Origin of the sequence: Alkalidesulfovibrio alkalitolerans DSM 16529 (assembly GCF_000422245.1) — a bacterium.
Taxonomy (GTDB): Bacteria; Desulfobacterota; Desulfovibrionia; order Desulfovibrionales; family Desulfovibrionaceae; genus Alkalidesulfovibrio; species Alkalidesulfovibrio alkalitolerans.
The window spans coordinates 165,543-184,516 of the sequence record NZ_ATHI01000028.1; the positions used below are offsets into that span (position 1 = coordinate 165,543).

An 18,974-nucleotide genomic window follows, 5' to 3' on the forward strand; every position below is an offset into this window, starting at 1 on the left:
GCTTATATGCCGGGGCAAAGCGGCAGAAGCTGCGAGACCATGAGATCCTGCATCGGCAGGAACGCGTCCGGCAGTTCCTCGTCGAAAGCCAGCCAGACCAGATCGTCCGCGCAGCGCACGACCTCGGCCCGTACGGCGTTTTCTTCGCCCGTGGATTGATTTCTGAATCCGTGCAGCAGGAGCCTGTCGCCGGGCCTGAAGGCGTTGCCCGTCATGCGGATGCGCGCGCCGTAGCAGCCCAGGCCGTCCACGGCGTCCACCGCACAGGCCGGACAGGGTCGAATGGAACGGGCCTCTCCGGCGTCCATAAATGGACCGCCCAGGAGAGGAAGGACAGTGCGGCCAAGGCTCGTCTGCATACGCATGAGGCCCTCCTTGCAAACAGAATCTTTGGGTACGTTAGCTCCTATACCCAGAAGAGGGCTCCATGGCTACAGCTTGAGCCAAGAATGTTTTTTCACATGAAGAAGCGTCGCCTTGGCAAACGGTTGCGTATCATTGAGTGCTTGATGAATCGGCAACGCTCATACTTTGTTCGTTTCAAGAACAAGTTCGTGACGTTTTGCATGACATTTCCTGCCAAATACGTCGAGAATTGAGCGCTATTCCGGCGAAAGCACTTCGAAGCCGAACGCGGGATCGACCACGCGGCGCATGTTCGTGCCCAGTATCTCCACGACCACGCATTCCGCCAGACGCCAGATGTCCACCCCGCGCCTCACGCAACCCACGCGGGCCGTGTTGCCGCGTCCGAAGCTGCCGTGCATGTGCAGCCTGGGCGCGCCTTGGGCGTCGGGAAAGATGGTCCCCACGGCGGCCAGTTCGTGCACTTCGCCCAGGGCGTGCAGGATGGGGATGATCTTTTTGGCCTCGCCGTCCACCGGGCCGGTGACGAGGGTGCCGTCGCCCGCGCCGCCGAGCAGCAGACACAGCCCCGAGGAGAGATTCTTCTCCCGGGCGAACTCTTCCAGGGAGTCGGGCAGCTTGTCGCCGTCTTCCAGGCGGATGACGAATATCCGGCCGATGCTTCCTTCAGACACTCTCATACGGCCTCCTTGGCGGTAATTAAGGTGGAAGTCGCCAACGATCTTTCAGGCCCCGCAGGGGCCACGCACGTCGCAGTACCGGCAGATGTCGCCTGGATACGGCGAAAAGACCGGCGTTTCAAGAAGATGACGGAGCAAGAAGCCGAGCAACAAGGGCATCTGTTCCGTGACCACGCGCTCGCGTGCCGCCATGGAGAACTTCGCCGGGAAATAGGAGATTTCCTTGCCGTCCTGCCCCAGGGCGATGAGGAGCCCGTCAACCGGCGGCTCGCCGTGCTCTTTTCGGCAAAGCGTCATGTACAGCGGCAACTGCAGCGAGCGGGCCATTTCGGCCAGACGCGGCAAGGGGTCGCGTTCCACGGCCGAATCCGGCGTCCAGGTCTCCACCGCCCCCCACAGGTCGGGCGCTTCCCAAAGGCCTGTCCTGGCCGTGCGCGGCTTGCCGGTCTTGTAGTCGGCCACCACCAGGCCCGCCTCGCGTCTGTCCAGGCGGTCGATGATGCCGTGCACGGTTATGATCCGGCCGTCATGGGGCACGTCCAGCGACAGCTTTTCCTCCAAAGCCAGGATGGTCGCGCGTGGTTGCCGCGCCAAAAAGCGCCCCAGGCGCACCCTGCCGGTGCGCTCCAGGATGACGCGGGCGTCGTAGGGCATGACGGCGTAAAATTCCTCGGCTTTCAAGGCGAGGGCGAACCGTTCGCCGAGTTCCTCGCCGGAAAGCTCGGAAAGCGTTACCTCCTGCCCGAGATACGGCGTGAGGAAATCCTTCAGCACCCGGTGGACGAGGTCGCCCAGGGCGGCCGGATCGGCGTCGCCCACTGCTTCCTCGGGCGGGGTCAGACGGCAGACCTGGCGCAGGAAGAAGGACTTTGGACAGCGCATGTAGGCGTCCAGGGCCGTGGCCGAAAGGCCGTGCGCGAGCAGCCGTCGCCACAGCGCTTCGCGCACTGCCTCGGTCTTCGCCACGGCCCCCACGTCGCGAGGGATGGGCGAAAGCGGCAAGGTGACACGCTCAAGCGGCGGCTCGCCCGGCTCGATGAGGCGGCCGCGCCGCTTCTCCTCCTCCCAGAGCAGCATCTCCACGAAGCGGCTGCGCACCGGCGCGGTATCGAGCACGCCCTTGGTCTCGCCCTGCCGGTAGAGGAGCACGACTTCCTTGGCCCCGGCCAGGAGTCGAAAGAAGGTCGCTGCGGCCACGGAGTCGCGTGCGGCGATGTCGGGCAGGCCGAGGAGGGCGCGCAGGGAGTCGGGCAGCAGGGGGTCGTGTTCGGGCGTGCCTGGAAGGCGCTCTTCCGTGGCGTCGAGCAGATAGACTTGGCCGAAGTGCAGCAGTCGCGTCTCCAGCATGCCCACGACTTGCAGTCCGGTGATGGGTTCGGGTTCGAAGGGCACGCGTTCAAGCGCAGTGATTTGGCGCAGGATGGCGAAAAGCACGGGCGCGGGCAGCGTCGTTTCGGCCAGGCGTGAGCGCATCAGTTCCGGCAGCACCGCGTCGCGCAGGCGGCACAGGCACTCCGCGTCGAGCAGATAATCGCGCCACAGTCCTTCCCCGTGCGTCACCAGGAGATCGACGAGTCCGGCCAGGGCGCGGCCCAGATCGGACAGGGTGCGCACGTTCGCGAAACCGTCGATGCAACGGGAAAGCACCGCGCGACGCAAGGCTTCGAGCGCTGCGGCCGCATCACCGAGTCCCAGCGCCTGATAGTCGGGAATGAAGGAGCGGGGATCGACGAAGCCGCCTCCCTGGCGCAGGGATTTTTCCCACTGGCGTAAAACCGGACGCAGGCGGACGTCTTCTTCGATCCCGAGCATCTTCAGGTAAGGATGGCGCGCCAAGGCCGCCAGCCTCCGCCATGGGTAGCGGCGAGGCGTCTCGTCCCGGGCCTCTTCCTGGAGCGCGAGGATGATCTCCACGAGTTGCCACAGGCTTGCGCGGGCCAGGGGGTAGCCCATGGAGATGTTGCAGTCGCGCTCGGGAAGGTGATGCAGGACGGGCGGCAGCAGGCCTGTATCGGGCACGACCACGGCGGCGGCCTGATCCTCGGGCAGGCGTTCGAGTTCCCGGCGCAGGGCCAGGAGTTGGGAGTGCCGGTCGTAGGCCTCCATGAAGCGCACTTTTGGGACGGCATGCGTCTGCGGTTTCGCCGGTTCGAGCAGCACCGCGTCTGCGCCCCAGCGCTCGCGCCAGCGAACAAGTTCCTGAAGGCTCCAGTGGCCGTCTCCGTGCGCGACGCCGGGGTCGGCATGCCACAGGATGCGGGCCGCGCCGCGTCGCCACAGCGCGTTGAGCAGTCTGTCCTCAGCCCCGGTCAGGGCGTGGAATCCGGCCGCCAGGAGAGGGGCGTCGCCCTGCAGCCCGGGAAGGTCGTCGAGGCGAGAGAGCGCGATGCGGCAGTCGTTGCCGGGCGTGGTCAGGCCGTGTTCGCCCAGGGCTTCGACGTAGGCGTCGTAGATGGCGCGCAGATGGCCCAGGAGCGCCTGCGCCTCGGGCAGGGCGTCGTCCTCGCCCAGGAAGAGGTCTTTCGGCGGCAGGCCGTGGCGCATGAGTTCTTCCATGAGTTCGGCCAGACGGACTCCCCAGGGGAGAAATCGTTCGGGCGCGAGCGGCAGCCCCGGCAAAAAGGCCTTGTCCGCGTCGCGCAGGCGCTGCACGGCCGAAAGGAGCAGGGCCACGCGATCAAGCTGTCCCGCCACGGCGAGCGGCTCGGGGGCCAGCGCGCCGCGTAGTTCGGCCATGAGTTCGGTCATGGTCTGCATGCGCGGCGCGGCGACGGGCCGCCCCGCCAGCCCCGCCAGGTGCCGGGCCAGATACCGGGCCGGGCGGTGGTGCGGGAAAAGGATGCGGCAGTCGGCCAGAGCGCTCTCGTATTCGCGCAGCAGCAGCGCGGCCAGACTCGCCGTGAAGTCCTCCTGCCAGGGGATGATTTCGAAGGGCAGGGCCGCGGTCATGAGGCCTCCAGGGCCACGGACGCGATGCGGCGCTCGTCGAGGTAGACCAGCAGCCCGCGCAGGGGGCGGGGCAGTTCCGGCATGGCCGCGCACAGGGCAAGGTAGCGCCGCACCTGGACCGGATGCGCCGGGGCCGCTCCGCCGGTCTTGTATTCGACGACCAAGGTGCCCGAGGCGTCCGCATGCAGAAGATCCACGCGATGGGTCGCGCCACGCTCATCGATGAGCGCGGCCTCGCGCCTGCCACGGGCGATGGCCTCCCGAAGCTCCGGCAATTCCCCGGCCCAGGCGGTCATCTCCGCGATCTCGCCCACTGCTCGCTCCCGTGCGCCGGGCGCATGCGGACCGGGCAGAAATTCGTTCACGGCCCGCGCGGCGGCCGCAGCCGGATCAAGGCCTAAGGCGAGCAACTCCATGGCCCGGTGTGCGGCTTCGCCCCGCTTTGCGGCCTCGGCGTCCGCCGCTCCGTGCACGGCGTGGCGGTATACCCGAAGGCGCGGCAGCCAGGCCATGAGTTCCGTCGGCTCGTCGCGCGCGGGCAGGGAGCGGGGCGCGGGCATGGGCGCGGCGGCATAGGGTCTTGTCGCCACGGGTCGCTGGCCGCGCGTCATGACGCCGCCTGCCAGATCGTCCCCGAGTACGACCTGGATGGCCGCGAGCCCGGGCGATGAGACGGCCTCGGCCTCGGGCGGGAGGAAGCCGTAAAGCTCCTCCTCGGCCCTGGTCCAGGCCACGTAGAGCAGATTCAGGCTTTCGCGCGCCATGCGGTCGCGCACCTTCCAGTGGTGTTCGCCCACGGCCGCGCTGCGAATGGGAGCCAGGAAGGTGGAATTGCGCACGGAGACGACCTCGTGCGGGGTATCCACGCGCGCGGCGCTGAAATCGTGGAACGGAACCACGACCACGGGGAATTGCAGCCCCTTGGCCTTGTGGATGGTCATCACGCGCACGGCTTCGACGTTTCCGGGCAGCGGCGCCTTCTCCTCCTCGCCATGCTCGGCCCAGAATTCGAGAAAGGCCGCCAGAGAACCCGCGCCGTTCTCCTCGGCGAGATGGACGATTTCCAGGAAGCGGCGCACGAAAAGTTCGCTGCCAGGTTCGCGCTCGGCCGCGCGGAATGCGGCCGCGACCTCGGCGGCCATGTCGTAGGGGCGGACGAGGCCGGATTTGCGGAAGAATGGCTCGATCAGGATTTCCCAGGCGCGGGGGAAGGCCGTGCGAAAGGCGATGTAGAGCGGATCGCGGCCGCGTGTGGCGAAGAGGTCGTGGATGCGCTGCGCGTCAAAGCCGCTTTCAGCCAGGAAGAGGCTGCCCGAGATGAAGGCCGCGAAGGCCGCGTCGTCCAGGGGGTAATCCAGGAAGGCGAGAAAGGAGGCGATCTGGCGGACCGTGGGATGCCGGTTCAGGTGCAGGCTGTTTTCCGTGATGACGGGTAGGCCGCGCGCCATGAGCCAGTCGCTGACGAGCGCGGCCTGATCGTTGGAGCGCACCAGAACGGCCACGTCGCCGGGGCCGCGCCGTGCGGCCGCGTCCTCCACGATCGTGATCAGCGCGGAACGAAGCGGCCCGCCGGTCTCTCCGTCCTCCTCGTCGCCGTCTTCGGGTAGGCGCTCCAGATGGACCACGCCGCCAGGCTTGGGGCGGCTTGGGGGCTGCGACTGCGTGCAATCCGCGAAGGTGCGCGCCGTGGCCTGGGAGAAGGCATCGCGGGCGTCGGCCGGGGCCTTGGCGAAGACGAGGTCGGCCAGGGCTTCGGCCGTTTGCGGGTCGGCCAGGGCGCTGAAGAAGGCGTTGTTGAAGTCGATGATTTCGCGGCGCGAGCGCCAGTTGTAGGGCAGGGATTCGTCGTGGACGCCGCCTGCTGGCGCAGCCAGACGCTTTGAGCCGACCTCGTCGAAAAGGGTCGCGTCGCCCCCGCGCCAGCCGTAGATGGCCTGTTTAGCGTCGCCAACGCAAAAGAGGCTGCCGCCCTTGGACAGCGCCTCCAAAGCCAGGGGGTCGAGCGTGCGCCATTGTTCGCGGCTGGTGTCCTGGAACTCGTCCAGGCACAGGTGGGTCAGCCGCGCGCCCAGGCGGCAGTAAGCCCCGCTTACGGCCCCTTCCGTGCGTAGCAGATCACCGACCAGGTCATAGACGGTGGCCAGGGGGAGGCTTCCCTTGGCTGCCGCGCGTTCGGCCAGGGCCTCGCCGAGGCGCGCGGCCAGGGCCACGCACGGCGCCAGGGCGTACGCTCCCGCGATCAAGGCATGTTCCTGACGATAAAGGGCCTCGGCATCGGCGAAACGCAGGAAGATGTCTTCGTGCTCGTGCGTCACCTTGGGCTTGGATGCCTTGAGGACGCATCCGGCCAGCGAGGGCTTGTCGAAGTAAGTGGATTTGGGAGGACCGTCGAAGAGTTGGACGGCGGCGCACTTGTCGAGCGCCCTGATGAAATTGGCGTGCAGTTCGAGGCCGCCTTGCTCCACGCTGGCGCGCAGGTCTTCCAAGGCCTGCCGGAAGGCGTCATAGGCGGGACGCAGGAGGTCGGCCAGCGCGGCCTGGTCGTATTCCAGGTTCGGAGGGCTGAAGCGGAAGAGCTCGACCATGTCGAGCAGACGCCCAAGGAGCGTGGCGCGCAGTTGGAAGCCGTCCTTCCTCTCGTGTTCGAGCAGGGTGCTCGCGGCTTGTTCGAGAAGCGCGGCCCCATGCGCGTCTTCGCCGTCGCATTCGGCCACGAAATCCTCGAACACGGGCGTGAACAACTCCTCCATGTCGAAGACCACGGTGAAATCGGGCGGCAGGCCGAGCCTGAGCGCGAAAACCCGGGCCAGCATGCAGACCAGACTATCGATGGTGCGCACGCCAAGGCTCTGGTAGCGCGCCAGGATGCGGTCCAGGCAAGCCCTGGCCTCGGCTTCGCTCCAGGCCTTTCCGGCCGCGCCCGTGGCGTCGCCCAGGGCCCGGAGCTTGAGTTCGCGCACGATGCGCTCCTTCATCTCCGTGGCGGCCTTGTTGGTGAAGGTCACGGCCAGGATCTCGGGCCAGGCATGGACGCGCGGCGATGCGCCCGCGCATGCCAAAGGGCGCGCGGAGCCGTCCGCCTGCGCTAGCAGGGCCAAAAAGCGCGCGGTCAGGGCGTGGGTCTTGCCCGAGCCAGCCGAGGCGCGGATGCGCAGAAGGCGCGTGTTGTCTGTGCCGTTCATTGGTCTCGCGGTTTCAGGATCGGGAAAGCGGCGGCTTTCGTGGCGGCCGCATGGCCACCAGCACTGCGGCCAGGATCAGGCCGCTGCCCACGTATCCAAGGAGGCTGAACCGTTCGTCCCACATGAGCCAGGCCAAAAGGGCCGCGATCACCGGCTCCAGGGTCGCCACGACGGCCGCCCTGGTGGGTTCGAGATGCCTCAGGCCCGAATAGTACACCGAATAAGCCAGCCAGGTCGAGCACAGGCCGAGCGTGAGCACGGCCAGCCAGACGGTCAGGGGCCAGGCGGTGAAGGTCACGGCCGGAAGCAGCACCAACGCGCCCACGGGCATGGCGTACAAAAAGAGCGCCGGAGTCGTGTAGCGTCCCAGGAAGTGTTTGCCGAAAATGTAGTAGAGCGCGTAGCAAAAGCCCGAGGCGAGGCCGAAGACCACGGCCAGCGGGCCGATGGCGGCTTGATCCATGGAGGGGCCGAGGCAGACGGCGCTCACTCCGGCCATGGTCATGAACAATGCCGCAAGTTTGGCGGTGGTCATGATCTCGCCGAAGATCATCCGCGACATGAGCGCCACCCAGGCGGGCGCGGTGTACAGAAGCACCGAGGCCAGGGCCGCACCGCCTTCGTTCACGGCCACGGCGTAGGTGCCGAACAACCCGGCGATGCCCATGACGCCGAAGGCCAGGACGAATGGCAGGTCGCATCCGGCAATGCGCGTCTGGCCCGCCAGCACGGCCTGGATCGCGAAGAACAGCCAGCCCGAGGCGGTACGCCAGAACGCCACTTCCAGCGGCGGCATGCCTTCGGCCAGCGCGATCCTGGCCACGGGACCGATGAGTCCCCACAGGGACGCGGCGGCGAGTATGCGAAGATAGCCCGAAAGCGCCATTGGTCTCCCCTGGTGATGGGCCGTGCTTCATCAAAGATGCAAAGCGCATGGCCTATCGTATTTGCCTGGGGTTGCAAAGGGAGCAGGCGGACGGTTTACGCGGCCGCGCGGCGCGTGATAGGAAAAACGTGCGCCCGGTGTGGCCCTTGCGCTGGCAAACAGCTTGATTTTTTTAGCTGTTTGCGTTCTATGTTTATCTAATGGCTCGCGTTTTTATTCATGCCTTGTTCAGGTTTTTCGGGCCGGACGCTTTCACTCCTGTTTCTTAAGGATGTCGTATGGGCTACGTGCTGAAACTCTACATTACCGGCAAGACACCGCGCTCGGAGCGCACGCTCGCCAATCTGCACAAGATATGCGAGGAGGAATTGGACTGCTCCTATTCCATAGAAGTCATCGACATCCTTGAGAATCCGCAGCTTGCGGAGAACGAGCGCATCCTTGCGACCCCCACGCTGATCAAGGAGTTGCCTCCTCCGATTAGGCGCATCATCGGCGACCTTTCCGACCGGGAGAAGGTGCTTCTGGGGTTGGATATCCTTCCGCGAAACAGGGGAAGTAGCTGAATCCGACGAATGATCGGATGGAATATGCGCATGGGAAAGCGCGAGACAGGGGCGGCCGAGGGGCTGCACTGGAGGTCAGATGACGAATTCTCCTGCCAGGGACGCGGGATTGAGGGCGCTATTCGTCTATACTGACGAAAAATTGATCGACAGGCTGGTCGGGCAGCTTTCCGCACATGGGCAGCAAGGTGTCCTCACGGCCGCGAACGGAATTTCGGAAGGATTGCGAGTGCTCGGAGCCGAACGATACGACGTCGTTCTCTTCGAAGCCCATACTGCTGTGGATCTGGCAAAGGGCCTTTCCCGGCTGCGAGATCTTTTTCCGCATGTGCCAGTTGTGGTCCTTTCCTCCTCCCAGGACATGGCGCTGTGCGAGCGCGCCCTTCATGACGGAGCTCAGGATTTTCTCGTCACCGAACGATCGACGTCATTCGAACTGGCCCGAGCCATCCACTACGCTGTGGAGCGTCATCGCGTGCACGCCGCCCAGGACCGGCGCATCAAGGAGTTGGCCGCCGATGTGAGCCGTTTCCGTCTCTTGATTGAAAATTCCGGCGACGGCCTGCTCGTCGTCACCGAGGAGGGGACTGTTCTTTTCGCTAACCCCGCGGCCCTTCATGCCTTGGGAAGGCCAGAAGCGGAAATCGTCGGTCAGCCTTTCGGCTTTCCGGTCATTCAGGGCGGTCCCGTGGTCATGGATGTGCTTCGCAAGGATCGCGAAACGTCCGTGGCGGAAATGAGCGCCGTGGAGATTTTCTGGGAAGGCGAGACGGCCTATCTTGTCTCGCTACGGGACATCACTGCCCGGGCCGAGCGGGAGAGGGAGCAACGCCGCCAAGTGGACGCGGAACGCCTGGTCAGTTCCATGTCCACCTTGTTTGCGAACCTCGACCCCAAAAGCGTGGATCACGGCATCGAGGAATGTCTGCGCATGCTTGGGGAGTTCGTGAACGCGGATCGCGTTTCGGTGTTTCTTTTCAGTCGCGACGGCCATATGGCGCATCCACGACATGAATGGGGTGTGCCCGGTTTGAATTCGGAGCCCGGCGAGAGTCGCGATTTACCCATGGACAGCCTGTCCTGGCTCTTGGAAAGGCTTTCCATATTCAACACCGCTCTCATTTCCGACGTGAACGCGTTGCCGCGCGACGCGATTGGAGAACGAGAACTGCTGGGCATTCGTGCGACGCGAAGCCTCGTGGCCGTGGCCATGCGACGCAACGGTGAACGTCTCGGTTTCGCGTGTCTTGAAAGTGTCCGCGCGGAGCGCATGTGGTCGGAGGAGGAGATCGGTCTGCTCAAAGTCGCGGTCGATCTCATCGCCGCCGCGCTTCACCGAAAGCGCTCGGCGATCGAAGGCCTTGCCTTGCGCGCCCTGCTCGATGCGCTTATGACCAGCGACGCACGCGGCGCCTTTGTCGAAGACAGAAAGGGGGTCATCGTTCAGGCCAATGCCAGATTGGCCGATTTTGCCCCCATGCTTCCCGCTCTCAACGTACTCTGCGGTATGTCGGTGTACGACGTGCACCAGCGGATTTCCCACGAGGCTCGCGATCCAGGCGATGCCGGAGACCGCCTCAAGAAGATGGCACAATTGGAGAGCATGTCCGGTGAACGGTTGGCGCTCGCCTCCGGGGCTGTCCTTGAATTCGAAACGCATCCGCTTCGGGTTCGCGATAAGTTCGCGGGCAGGCTTTGGAGAGTTTGGGACGTCACGAGGGAGTACGCCGAGCAACGCGCGCTGGAGGGCCACGTGAGGCGTGACGGACTGACCGGACTGTCCACCAGGCAGCGGTTCATCGAAGATGCCGGCCTGTTGCTCGACGACCGCTCGGCGCGTGACGGCGCGGCTTTGTTACTCATCGATTTCGATGCTTTGGGATCCGTCAATGCCACCTTCGGGATGGTGGTGGGCGATGAGGTGTTGCGCCAAGCCGCCCGGCGCATCTCCGAGTGCTGTCGTTCCAGCGACATCGTAGGCCGTTTCGGCGGCGACGAGTTCGGCGTTCTTCTTTCCGTTTGTCCGGACTTGGCCGAAGCGGAATCGACGGCTCGCCGTCTATTAGGAGCATTGCAGGCTCCCTATCAGATAGGCGCGGCGACCGTACGCGTGGGAGCGAGCCTTGGAGGCGTCCATGCGCCCGCCATGACGGGCGATGCCGTCAAGATGTTTCTGCATGCCCAGGAAGCGCTTTCCCAAGCCAAGGAGCAAGGAGGAGGACAGTTCATTTTCGCGGGTCAAAGCTCCTGCACCGTCCGCCCCTCGGCGGTCGGAAACAAGCCCGCCGCGTAGTTCCGTTGGGGTAATGTTCCGGACAAAGGGTTGCCGCACGGCGATCCGGTCTTATTCTCACCTGATGCGACGACACGGAACCGGACTGAACCGGCCGTGAAACCGGACAAGGAGGGGAACATGGCGACGGATCGCGACCTGAAGCGCACTGACGAATCGGTTTCCCTGCGTGCCATTCTCGCTTCCACCGTGGCCCCCGGCGAAGGGGATGTCCATGAAATCGACTTCGGCGACATTATGATCTCGGAGCAGGTCATCGGCTACATAGGCCAGGCAACGCGAGAGCTTCTCCAGCGTTACGTGCCCAACTTGAGTCAATTGGACTCGCGTCATTCGGACTTGATCGGAGCCATCGACAACAAGGCGTTTTGGCTCGGCGAGTCGGGCTCTTTGGTACTCACTGTGGAGATCGTGGGCAACAGGCATTTTTTCAAAATACCGCGTGAACTTTGGGAGACGCGCCGTATCAGCAAGTGGCACTGATCAAGCAGGAAAGCGAAAAGATTTTGTAAGCAAGAAGGCCGGGGGAGCGATCCCCCGGCCTTTTCGATTTTGCCGGATTAGTTCGAAGGTTTCGGTTCCAGGCCAAGGCCTCTGAAGAAACCGCGTACCGGGTCGTCCTGCTTTTCCTGCCCTGCGGGAGCATCCGACTTGGGTTGCTCTTCCTTGGTTTGGTTGCCGCCGGTGATGGTGCCGATCGCACCGCCGATGACGCCGCCAACGCCTCCGACCACGCCTTCGACGGCGCTGAGGGGCGCGCGCAGGATACGTTTGGCGAGTTCCGCGCTGTCCACGCCGGCCTGGACGTTGTCGTAGGTTCCTTTGAGCGCAACGGGCACCGAGAACGGACCGACGTTGGCGTCGAGCAGAAAGTCCAGGGCCTGATCTGGAATGTAGGATTGTCCACGAATGGCGATATCCGCAGGACCGCTGGTCTTGATATCGGTCTTGGGCAACCTGGCCATGCCGTTGGCCACGTCGAAGTTCAGGTTGAAGTCGCGCAGTTCCGTGTTGCGGCTTTCGTCGCCGGGTTTGGGCACGTAGCCTTTTTCGGGATCGAAGCGATCGGGTTCCAGAACCACACCTCGATACACGCCATCCTGAACGAGGAGTGAGAGCTTGCCGCTCAAGGTTTCCATGATTCGACGGTACTGCGCCCCGTTTCCGGCAAGATTCACATCCAATCCGAGTTTGGCCCCGGCCGTGGATTTACCGGTCAATGTCATCAGCGCCTGATCAAGATCGAGCGCCACGACCTTGAGTCCCAGGTTCGACAACGGAGTGGGGCGGGAAACGTCGGTCATGGCGTTCAGGGTGAGCTTGCCCCCGAATATCTCCAGACCGATCGGGTCCACCTTGACCACGCCGTTCTTGGCCAGAAGCTGCATGGTGACGTTTCTGAGCGGGATTTTGTACATGGTGATGCGGTCGATGGCCACCTTGCCGTCGATGTCCATTTGCTTGAGCTGCTCGACGGGCAATTCTCCTTCCTGTGGCGCGCCAGGCTCTCCGGGACGCGGAGCAGGGGCGGGTTCGGCCTTCTTGTCGGTCTTGGGCGGCATGTATCGGTCCACGTTGATGGCGTCCGCCTTGAAGTCGAACGTCATCACTGGCTTGGTCATGTCGCTGATGCTGGCGGTGCCGGAGAGCGTCGTTTCGTCCAGAAGAACGGTCAGGCTCTCGACACGCGTTGCCTGAGCCGTCGCGTCGAAACGGGCGTCCAGGGCGAATTTCTCCAGGGCCTTTGGATCGGTGGTGGCAATGGGCTCCATGCCCAGCGTGGCCATGAGCCGTCGAGGCGAGAACTCGGCGACCTTGATGCTTCCCTTGGCCATGGGTTTGGAAAGGAAGCCGGTCGCCTCAAGCGACGGAGAGGTCACGTCCAATCCCAGCCCCGAGAGCTTGAAGCCTTTGAGCGCGAAGGTCTCCTTGACCCAGTTCAAGGCCAGATCGCCGGTCATTAAGACGTCGGCCTTGCCTCCGGGCACGGCCGCGCCCTGTCCTTCGGCTGCGATTTTGAGTTCGCGGGCCTCAACGTCCCCCTGCTTGACGTCGATATTCAGCCTGCCGCTCGTGACGTTCGCCTTGCCCGAAAGCGGGTCGGCAGAAGCCTCTCCGAGGCGCACGTTCGCGGCTTCGGCCTTCATATCCAGGGAGTCGGCGGCGAACTTGAAGGCTTCGTAGTCACCGGAAAGGGCCTTGCCCTTCAGCGACAGCGCTCCGCTCATGGGTTGTTCGGCCGCGTCTTTCAGGCGCAGGTTCGAAGCCTTGGCGTCGAGGGCGATGGCGTCGGCGGCGAAGGATTTTTTGAGCCAGTTGGCTGTGGCGGTGGTGTCCAAGGAAAGATTGACCGTTCCGCCTGGAATGCTCGTGCTCTGGCCGTCGAGTTTCAATTTCAGGTTACGCAGGCGCGCGTCACCAGTGCCCCAGTCCGCAAAGAGCGATGCGGCCATGTCGAGGGTGCCCTTGACCATGCCGTCCTCGTGAGCGAATTGGTCGATACTCACGAGAAGCGAAAGGCCGTCCGCGGTGGCCTGCTTTTCTTCGAGCTTCACCGTGGCCCGGGTTTTCAGCTTGACCGCACCCTTGGCGTCGGGATTGCGAGATTCCAGGGTGCAGGCCACGTCGATGTCAGACGGTTTGCCGGGTTCGATGCCCTCGACGTCGAGATTGAGGGCGCTGATTCTGGCCCATTGCTTGTTCTGTTGATCGTCCCAGGTGATGACGCCGTCGGAGATGACGACTCCCGCTATCACAACGTCCATGCCTGGGCCCGCGCCTGAGGGCTCCCCGGCAGGGGCCGGAGCGGACTCCTGCCCGGAAGCGGACTCCTGCCTGGCGATGAGATCGTCCCAGTTGGTGGTGCCGTCCGGCAGCACGCCGAGATTGATGATCGGCTTGCGCAGGACGACTGTTCCTACCTCGACGCGTTTCGAGAGTAGCGGCAGGAGTTTGACCTTGACCTGGGCTTCGTCCAAGGTCAGCATGGGGTCGTCGCCGAAGCCTTTGGCGTTGCCAAGGACCACCGGCCCCTCGATCTTGGCCCCGATCCAGGGGAAGACGGAGACGGAAATGTCGCCTCCAATGCTGAACGACCGGCCGGTGGCATCTTCCACGGCCTTGACGATCTGCGGCTTGTAGGTGTTCGGGTCGACGACGATGGGCACGACGATCATCGCCGTGATTATCAGTGCCGCCAGGATGCCTGCGATTATCAGGCCGATCTTCACGGGCCGTTTCATACTTGCTCCTCAAGCGTTGCCAAGTTCAGGGTGATTCAATGTATCACGTTTTTTGGCGGGTAATGCAACCATGATCGCAAGCGTATCGATTACCAACGATTTCGACGGAGAACGGTTGGATCGCGCCCTGGCCGCGTTTCTTCCGGACCTTGGGCTGCGCGGCAGACGCAGGATGTGCGAGAAGGGCATGGTACTCGTGGACGGGGCTCCCCGGACTCCGGGGTATCGCGTCCGGGCCGGGCAGGAAGTGCGCCTGCTGACAGACGAACTCGGTAGCAAAACGGCCGGGCCGCTTCACATAGTGGCGCAGGACGAACGCTACGCAACCTTGGTCAAGCCCGAGGGGCTTCACAGCGCGCGTCTCGCCGGGGGCGGAGCGTCGGCGGAAGACGCGTTACGCGACCTTTTTCTCGACCAGGAAGCGATCTTGTGCACGCGCCTGGATCAGGCGACCAGCGGCCTGCTGCTCGTGGCTTTCGGCGAAGGCGCCGCACGCGCGTTTCGGGATCTCGAGAACGCCGGTCTGGCGCGCAAGACCTATTTGGCCGTGGTCGCCCCCGTGAACGGGCAGACGCCGCCCTCTCGCCTTGTGTTCGACCGGGCGCTCGATACGGCTGATCGGAAGAGGACGCGCGTTTTGGATGTCGAAGCCGAGGAGTTTCGGCGCACGGTCATGCTGCGCCTTTGCCCGGCCGGAGAAGGGGAATGGCTCGTGGGGCTTCGGATATTGAAAGGAGCGCGCCACCAAATCAGGGCCCATCTGGCCCATGCGGGCCTGCCCATCGTTGGCGACGCGCTGTATGGCGACGCTGCCTTGGGCATTCCTTTGCATCTGCATCATTTCCGCCTGGAATTTCCAGGCTTCGACGCGACGACGCCTCCGCCCTGGCCGCTGTGGGAACGGTTGGGGGCGCAGGCGTCGGCACGGCTCGACGAGCCGGAAGCGTTCGTGAAAGACTAGGTCTCTGAAGGCGCGGGCGCGCCACCTTGGACCCCGAGCAGGGCCGAGGCGAAATCCTTGCCGTCGAAGGGCCTGAGGTCTTCCATTTTTTCGCCCAATCCAACGAAAGTGATGGGGATGCCGAACTGGCTGGCCAGGGCCACCACGATGCCGCCCTTGGCCGTGCCGTCGAGCTTGGTCAAGATGATTTCGTCCAGGTCCACGGCTTCGTTGAAGAGTTTGGTCTGCTGGATGGCGTTTTGGCCCGTGGTGGCGTCCACCACGAGCACGGTGCGGTGCGGCGCCCCTTCGTGCTTCTTGCCGCTGACGCGCTTGATTTTCTTCAACTCTTCCATGAGGTTTACCTTGGTGTGCAGCCGGCCGGCCGTGTCGAGCAGCACTAGATCGTAGCCGCCCGCGATGGCCGCGTCGATGGCCTCGTAGGCCACGGCCGCCGGATCGGCCCCCGCGCCCTTGCTGAAGAAGCCTGCATCCACGCGCTTGGCCCAGACTTCGAGCTGCTCAACGGCTGCGGCGCGGAACGTGTCGCCGGCCGCGATGATCACCTTGCGGCCCTGCATGCGGGCGCGATGCGCCAACTTGCCGATGGTCGTGGTCTTGCCCACGCCGTTCACGCCGACCATCATCACCACTTCCGGCGGGGTCGCGGCCTGGATGCGGCGGGGCGTCTTGAACATCTCGGCCAGTTCGTCGCGCATGGCCTCCTTGAAAGCGGCGGGATCGTTGGATCCGGCCGCGCGCATGCGCTCGCGCAGGCGTTCCACGAGCTTCACTGTGGGCTCGTAACCCACGTCGGCGGTGATCAGGATTTCTTCGAGCTCCTCCCAGAACCCCTCGTCGATGGTCTCGCGCGAGGTCAGGATGCTCTCGATGCGGCGGGTGATGGTCTGGCGGGTCTTTTCAAGCCCTTCGGAAAGCTTGAGGAACAGTCGGGAGCGTTCGTCCTCCTCGTCCTCCAGTTCCAGGGCCAGGGCTAGGCGATACTGCAATTCCGAGCGGAACTCGGAAACGCGCTCGTACTCCATGACATCGAGCCAGGAGCGGAACGAGGCGATGAAGGATTCGGCCTCGTCCGGCTTGGTCTCCAGGGCTGAAAAGAGGAAGCGCAGGCGTTCCCAGAGCTTGTCGTCGGCCTTCTCGACGCCCTCCAGAATCAGCGCGAGCCAGACCGAAAGCCGGGGTTCGGCCTGACGCAACGAGAGGAGGAGTTGTTTCTGCCATCCGGGGACGGCGGCCTTCTGGTCGGCAGAAAGGCCAGGAGCGGGCTTTTCAGGGGCGTGCGCCTCGGTCTTTTGAGCGGGCGCGACGGGTTCGACGGCTGTGAGTGGGGGTGTTTCCGGCGGCGGGGCGGCATCGACAAGCCCTTGCTCAGTCTTGAATTCCTCCACGGCCTTGTCCAGCCGCGAATCCACGTCCCAAATCTTTTTGAATTTGGAGAAAAATCCCATATACTCCCCACTTGCGTTGCGTACCGGATGGCCTGTGTACCGCCATTGCGGAGCCCTGGCAACCGGAGCGGCGGCGGGAAGCCCCGGCCCCGTGCGCCGCACGCCTCATCATCACGGAGAAAACGATGAAACGGACGGATATTGCGACCGCCTTGGCCAGCGCATCCGCGCTTCCATCCATCAGCGTCGCCGGATGGGTGCGCACTAGGCGCGACCAGAAGGGCTTTTCCTTCCTGGAGCTGAACGACGGGTCATGCCTTGCGAACATCCAGGTCGTGGTCGATGAGGGGATCGAGGGCTTCGGGCTTCTGCCCGAGATGACCACCGGCGCGGCCGTGGTTATCCGCGGTTCGCTCGTGCCCTCGCCGGGCAAGGGACAGGCTTGGGAGATCAAGGCCTCGCGTCTCGAACTCGCGGGACCGGCCGACGCCGCGACCTATCCTTTGCAGAAGAAGCGTCACTCCGACGAATTTCTGCGCGCCATCGCCCATCTGAGGCCGCGCACCAACAAGTACGGCGCACTGTTCCGCATTCGCTCCGAGGCCACTTTCGCGGTGCACGAGTTCTTTCGCGAGCGCGGCTTCACGCACGTGCACGCGCCCATCCTCACTGGCTCTGACTGCGAGGGCGCGGGCGAAATGTTTCGCGTGACCACACTCGACCTGAGGCAGCCGCTGTCAAAGGACGCCGCCGAGGAGGACTTCTTCGGCAAGGAGGCCTTCCTCACGGTTTCGGGCCAGCTTTCGGCCGAGGCCTTTGCCCTGGCCCTGGGCAAGGTCTACACCTTCGGCCCCACTTTCAGGGCGGAGAATTCCAACACCGCGCGCCATGCGGCCGAATTCTGGATGGTCGAGCCGGAGTTCGCCTTCGCCGACATCCACGATGACATGGACCTGGCCGAGGAGTTTCTCAAACAACTGATAACGAGGCTTCGCGAGCGCTGCGCCGCGGATCTGGCCCTGTTCGCGACCTGGGTGGACAAGGGGCTCACGGCCGCGTTCGACGCCATCGTGGACAAGCCTTTCGTGCGTCTGCCTTATGGTGAGGCCATGGACATCCTGGCGGCCTCCGGCAAATCCTTCGAGCACCCTGTGGGGTGGGGCAGGGACCTGCAGACCGAGCATGAACGCTATCTGGCCGAGAAGCATTTCCAGGGGCCGGTGATCGTTTACGACTACCCCAGGGAGATCAAGGCGTTCTACATGCGCCAGAACGACGATGGCCGCTCCGTGGCCGCCATGGACGTGCTCGTACCGCGCATCGGCGAGATCATCGGCGGCAGCCAGCGCGAGGAGCGGCTGGACAGGCTTGAGCAGCGCATCGAGGAACTCGGCCTCGATCCTTCGTGCTACCAATGGTACCTGGAGCTTCGCCGTTTCGGCAGCGCGCCGCACGCGGGGTTCGGCATGGGCTTCGAGCGATTCCTCATGCTGCTCACAGGCGTGACCAACATCCGCGACGTGATCCCGTTCCCACGCACGCCCAGGCACCTGGAGTTCTAGCCGGAGGAAACACCGCGCGCGGCATCGAGGCTGAAGCGCTCCCCGAGTTCGCGAACGGGCTCGTGGCGGAAGCAGGACGTGAGGTGGTCGTTGACCAGGCCCGCGGCCTGCATGAAGGCGTAGCAGATCGTGGGGCCGCAGAAGGTGAAGCCCCGGCGCTTCATGTCGCGGCTCATGCGCTCGGCAATGGGCGTCACCGCGGGCACCTCGTCCTGACGCGACCAGGCGTTCTGCGCGGGACGGCCGTCCACGAAATCCCAGATGTAGGCGGCAAAATCCTTGCCCTGGTCGCGCAAAGTCAGCAGCGCGCGGGCATTGCTCACGGCCGAGGCGACCTTGAGGCGATTGCGCACGATGCCTGGGTTGGCCAGAAGCTCGGCGATCTTCGCATCATCATATAAGGCGATGAGATCGGGGTCGAAGCCGTCCAGGGCGGCGCGGTAGTTTTCGCGTTTCCTGAGGATGGTCAGCCAGGAAAGTCCGGCCTGGGCCGCGTCGAGCACGAGAAACTCGAAGAGCTTGCGGGCGTCGGCCACGGGCACGCCCCATTCCGTGTCGTGGTACAGGCGTTCCTCGGCGGTTTTCTCGCTCCAGGGACATCGCATGGGCATGGCAAGGCTCCTTGCAAGGGGGAATCGTTCCGTCGAACATAGCCCGAAAACCATTGCTGGACAACGAGTTGATAACTTTTTCAAAAAAGATCGGAAAAAGCGCTTGACCCTGTGAGGGGATTTCCGTAGATACCCGCTTCCGCGACGACGAACGGCGAACACGACGGCGGCGGCGCGGAAAGCTCTCTGAAAGAAAAAAGCGCGGACCCGGTTGACAGACGGGCAGGGAAGAGATAAATGACACTTCCCGCAACGCGCGGAACTGCTTTCAAGGTCTTTGACAATTAA

At 64.2% G+C, this 18,974-nt stretch carries 13 protein-coding genes; 5 read left to right on the plus strand and 8 right to left on the minus strand.

Annotated elements, in window-relative coordinates; translation table 11 throughout:
• Positions 1-2 precede the first annotated feature (2 nt).
• The 5 genes from DSAT_RS11310 to DSAT_RS11330 all read right to left on the minus strand — a co-directional run bounded on the left by DSAT_RS11310 (position 3) and on the right by DSAT_RS11330 (position 8,063).
• Entirely contained in the window at positions 3-365 is a 363-nt protein-coding gene (locus DSAT_RS11310; RefSeq protein ID WP_020887652.1) for a PilZ domain-containing protein, read from the minus strand.
• 237 nt (positions 366-602) lie between these two features.
• Entirely contained in the window at positions 603-1,046 is a 444-nt protein-coding gene (locus DSAT_RS11315) for a PPC domain-containing DNA-binding protein (RefSeq protein ID WP_020887653.1), read from the minus strand.
• Positions 1,047-1,091: 45 nt separating this feature from the next.
• Entirely contained in the window at positions 1,092-3,995 is a 2,904-nt protein-coding gene (locus DSAT_RS11320) for a PD-(D/E)XK nuclease family protein (RefSeq protein WP_020887654.1), read from the minus strand.
• Positions 3,992-7,177 carry a UvrD-helicase domain-containing protein gene (locus tag DSAT_RS11325; RefSeq protein WP_020887655.1) on the minus strand — a complete coding sequence of 1,062 codons (3,186 nt, stop codon included), beginning with the start codon at positions 7,175-7,177 and terminating at the stop codon, positions 3,992-3,994. Before DSAT_RS11325 ends, DSAT_RS11320 begins: the two co-directional genes overlap by 4 nt.
• Before the next feature lie 13 nt (positions 7,178-7,190).
• A complete protein-coding gene (locus DSAT_RS11330) occupies positions 7,191-8,063 on the minus strand; it encodes a DMT family transporter (RefSeq protein WP_020887656.1) in 873 nt (290 codons plus the stop codon).
• Between the two features lie 278 nt (positions 8,064-8,341).
• Here DSAT_RS11330 and kaiB point away from each other — a divergent pair, with 278 nt between their 5' ends.
• The 3 genes from kaiB to DSAT_RS11345 all read left to right on the plus strand — a co-directional run bounded on the left by kaiB (position 8,342) and on the right by DSAT_RS11345 (position 11,405).
• Complete coding sequence (gene kaiB, locus DSAT_RS11335; RefSeq protein WP_020887657.1) at positions 8,342-8,629, plus strand: circadian clock protein KaiB; 288 nt, start codon at positions 8,342-8,344, stop codon at positions 8,627-8,629.
• 79 nt (positions 8,630-8,708) lie between these two features.
• A complete protein-coding gene (locus DSAT_RS11340; protein WP_020887658.1) occupies positions 8,709-10,922 on the plus strand; it encodes a diguanylate cyclase domain-containing protein in 2,214 nt (737 codons plus the stop codon).
• A gap of 120 nt (positions 10,923-11,042) precedes the next feature.
• Positions 11,043-11,405: a hypothetical protein gene (locus tag DSAT_RS11345; protein ID WP_020887659.1), complete on the plus strand. Its 363-nt coding sequence runs from the start codon at positions 11,043-11,045 to the stop codon at positions 11,403-11,405.
• Positions 11,406-11,482: 77 nt separating this feature from the next.
• Here DSAT_RS11345 and DSAT_RS11350 read toward each other — a convergent pair whose 3' ends face one another.
• Positions 11,483-14,164: an AsmA family protein gene (locus tag DSAT_RS11350; RefSeq protein ID WP_020887660.1), complete on the minus strand. Its 2,682-nt coding sequence runs from the start codon at positions 14,162-14,164 to the stop codon at positions 11,483-11,485.
• 70 nt (positions 14,165-14,234) lie between these two features.
• On the opposite strand from DSAT_RS11350, the gene DSAT_RS11355 reads away from it, so the two are divergent.
• Positions 14,235-15,125 carry a pseudouridine synthase gene (locus tag DSAT_RS11355; protein WP_020887661.1) on the plus strand — a complete coding sequence of 297 codons (891 nt, stop codon included), beginning with the start codon at positions 14,235-14,237 and terminating at the stop codon, positions 15,123-15,125.
• On the opposite strand, the gene ftsY is transcribed toward DSAT_RS11355, so the two are convergent.
• Positions 15,122-16,573 carry a signal recognition particle-docking protein FtsY gene (gene ftsY, locus DSAT_RS11360; RefSeq protein WP_020887662.1) on the minus strand — a complete coding sequence of 484 codons (1,452 nt, stop codon included), beginning with the start codon at positions 16,571-16,573 and terminating at the stop codon, positions 15,122-15,124. The genes DSAT_RS11355 and ftsY overlap by 4 nt on opposite strands.
• A gap of 125 nt (positions 16,574-16,698) precedes the next feature.
• Here ftsY and asnS point away from each other — a divergent pair, with 125 nt between their 5' ends.
• On the plus strand, positions 16,699-18,075 hold the full coding sequence (gene asnS / locus DSAT_RS11365) for an asparagine--tRNA ligase (RefSeq protein ID WP_020887663.1): 1,377 nt from the start codon (positions 16,699-16,701) through the stop codon (positions 18,073-18,075).
• Here asnS and DSAT_RS11370 read toward each other — a convergent pair.
• On the minus strand, positions 18,072-18,686 hold the full coding sequence (locus DSAT_RS11370; RefSeq protein WP_020887664.1) for a DNA-3-methyladenine glycosylase I: 615 nt from the start codon (positions 18,684-18,686) through the stop codon (positions 18,072-18,074). The two genes, asnS and DSAT_RS11370, sit on opposite strands and share 4 nt — an antisense overlap.
• Positions 18,687-18,974: the final 288 nt, after the last annotated feature.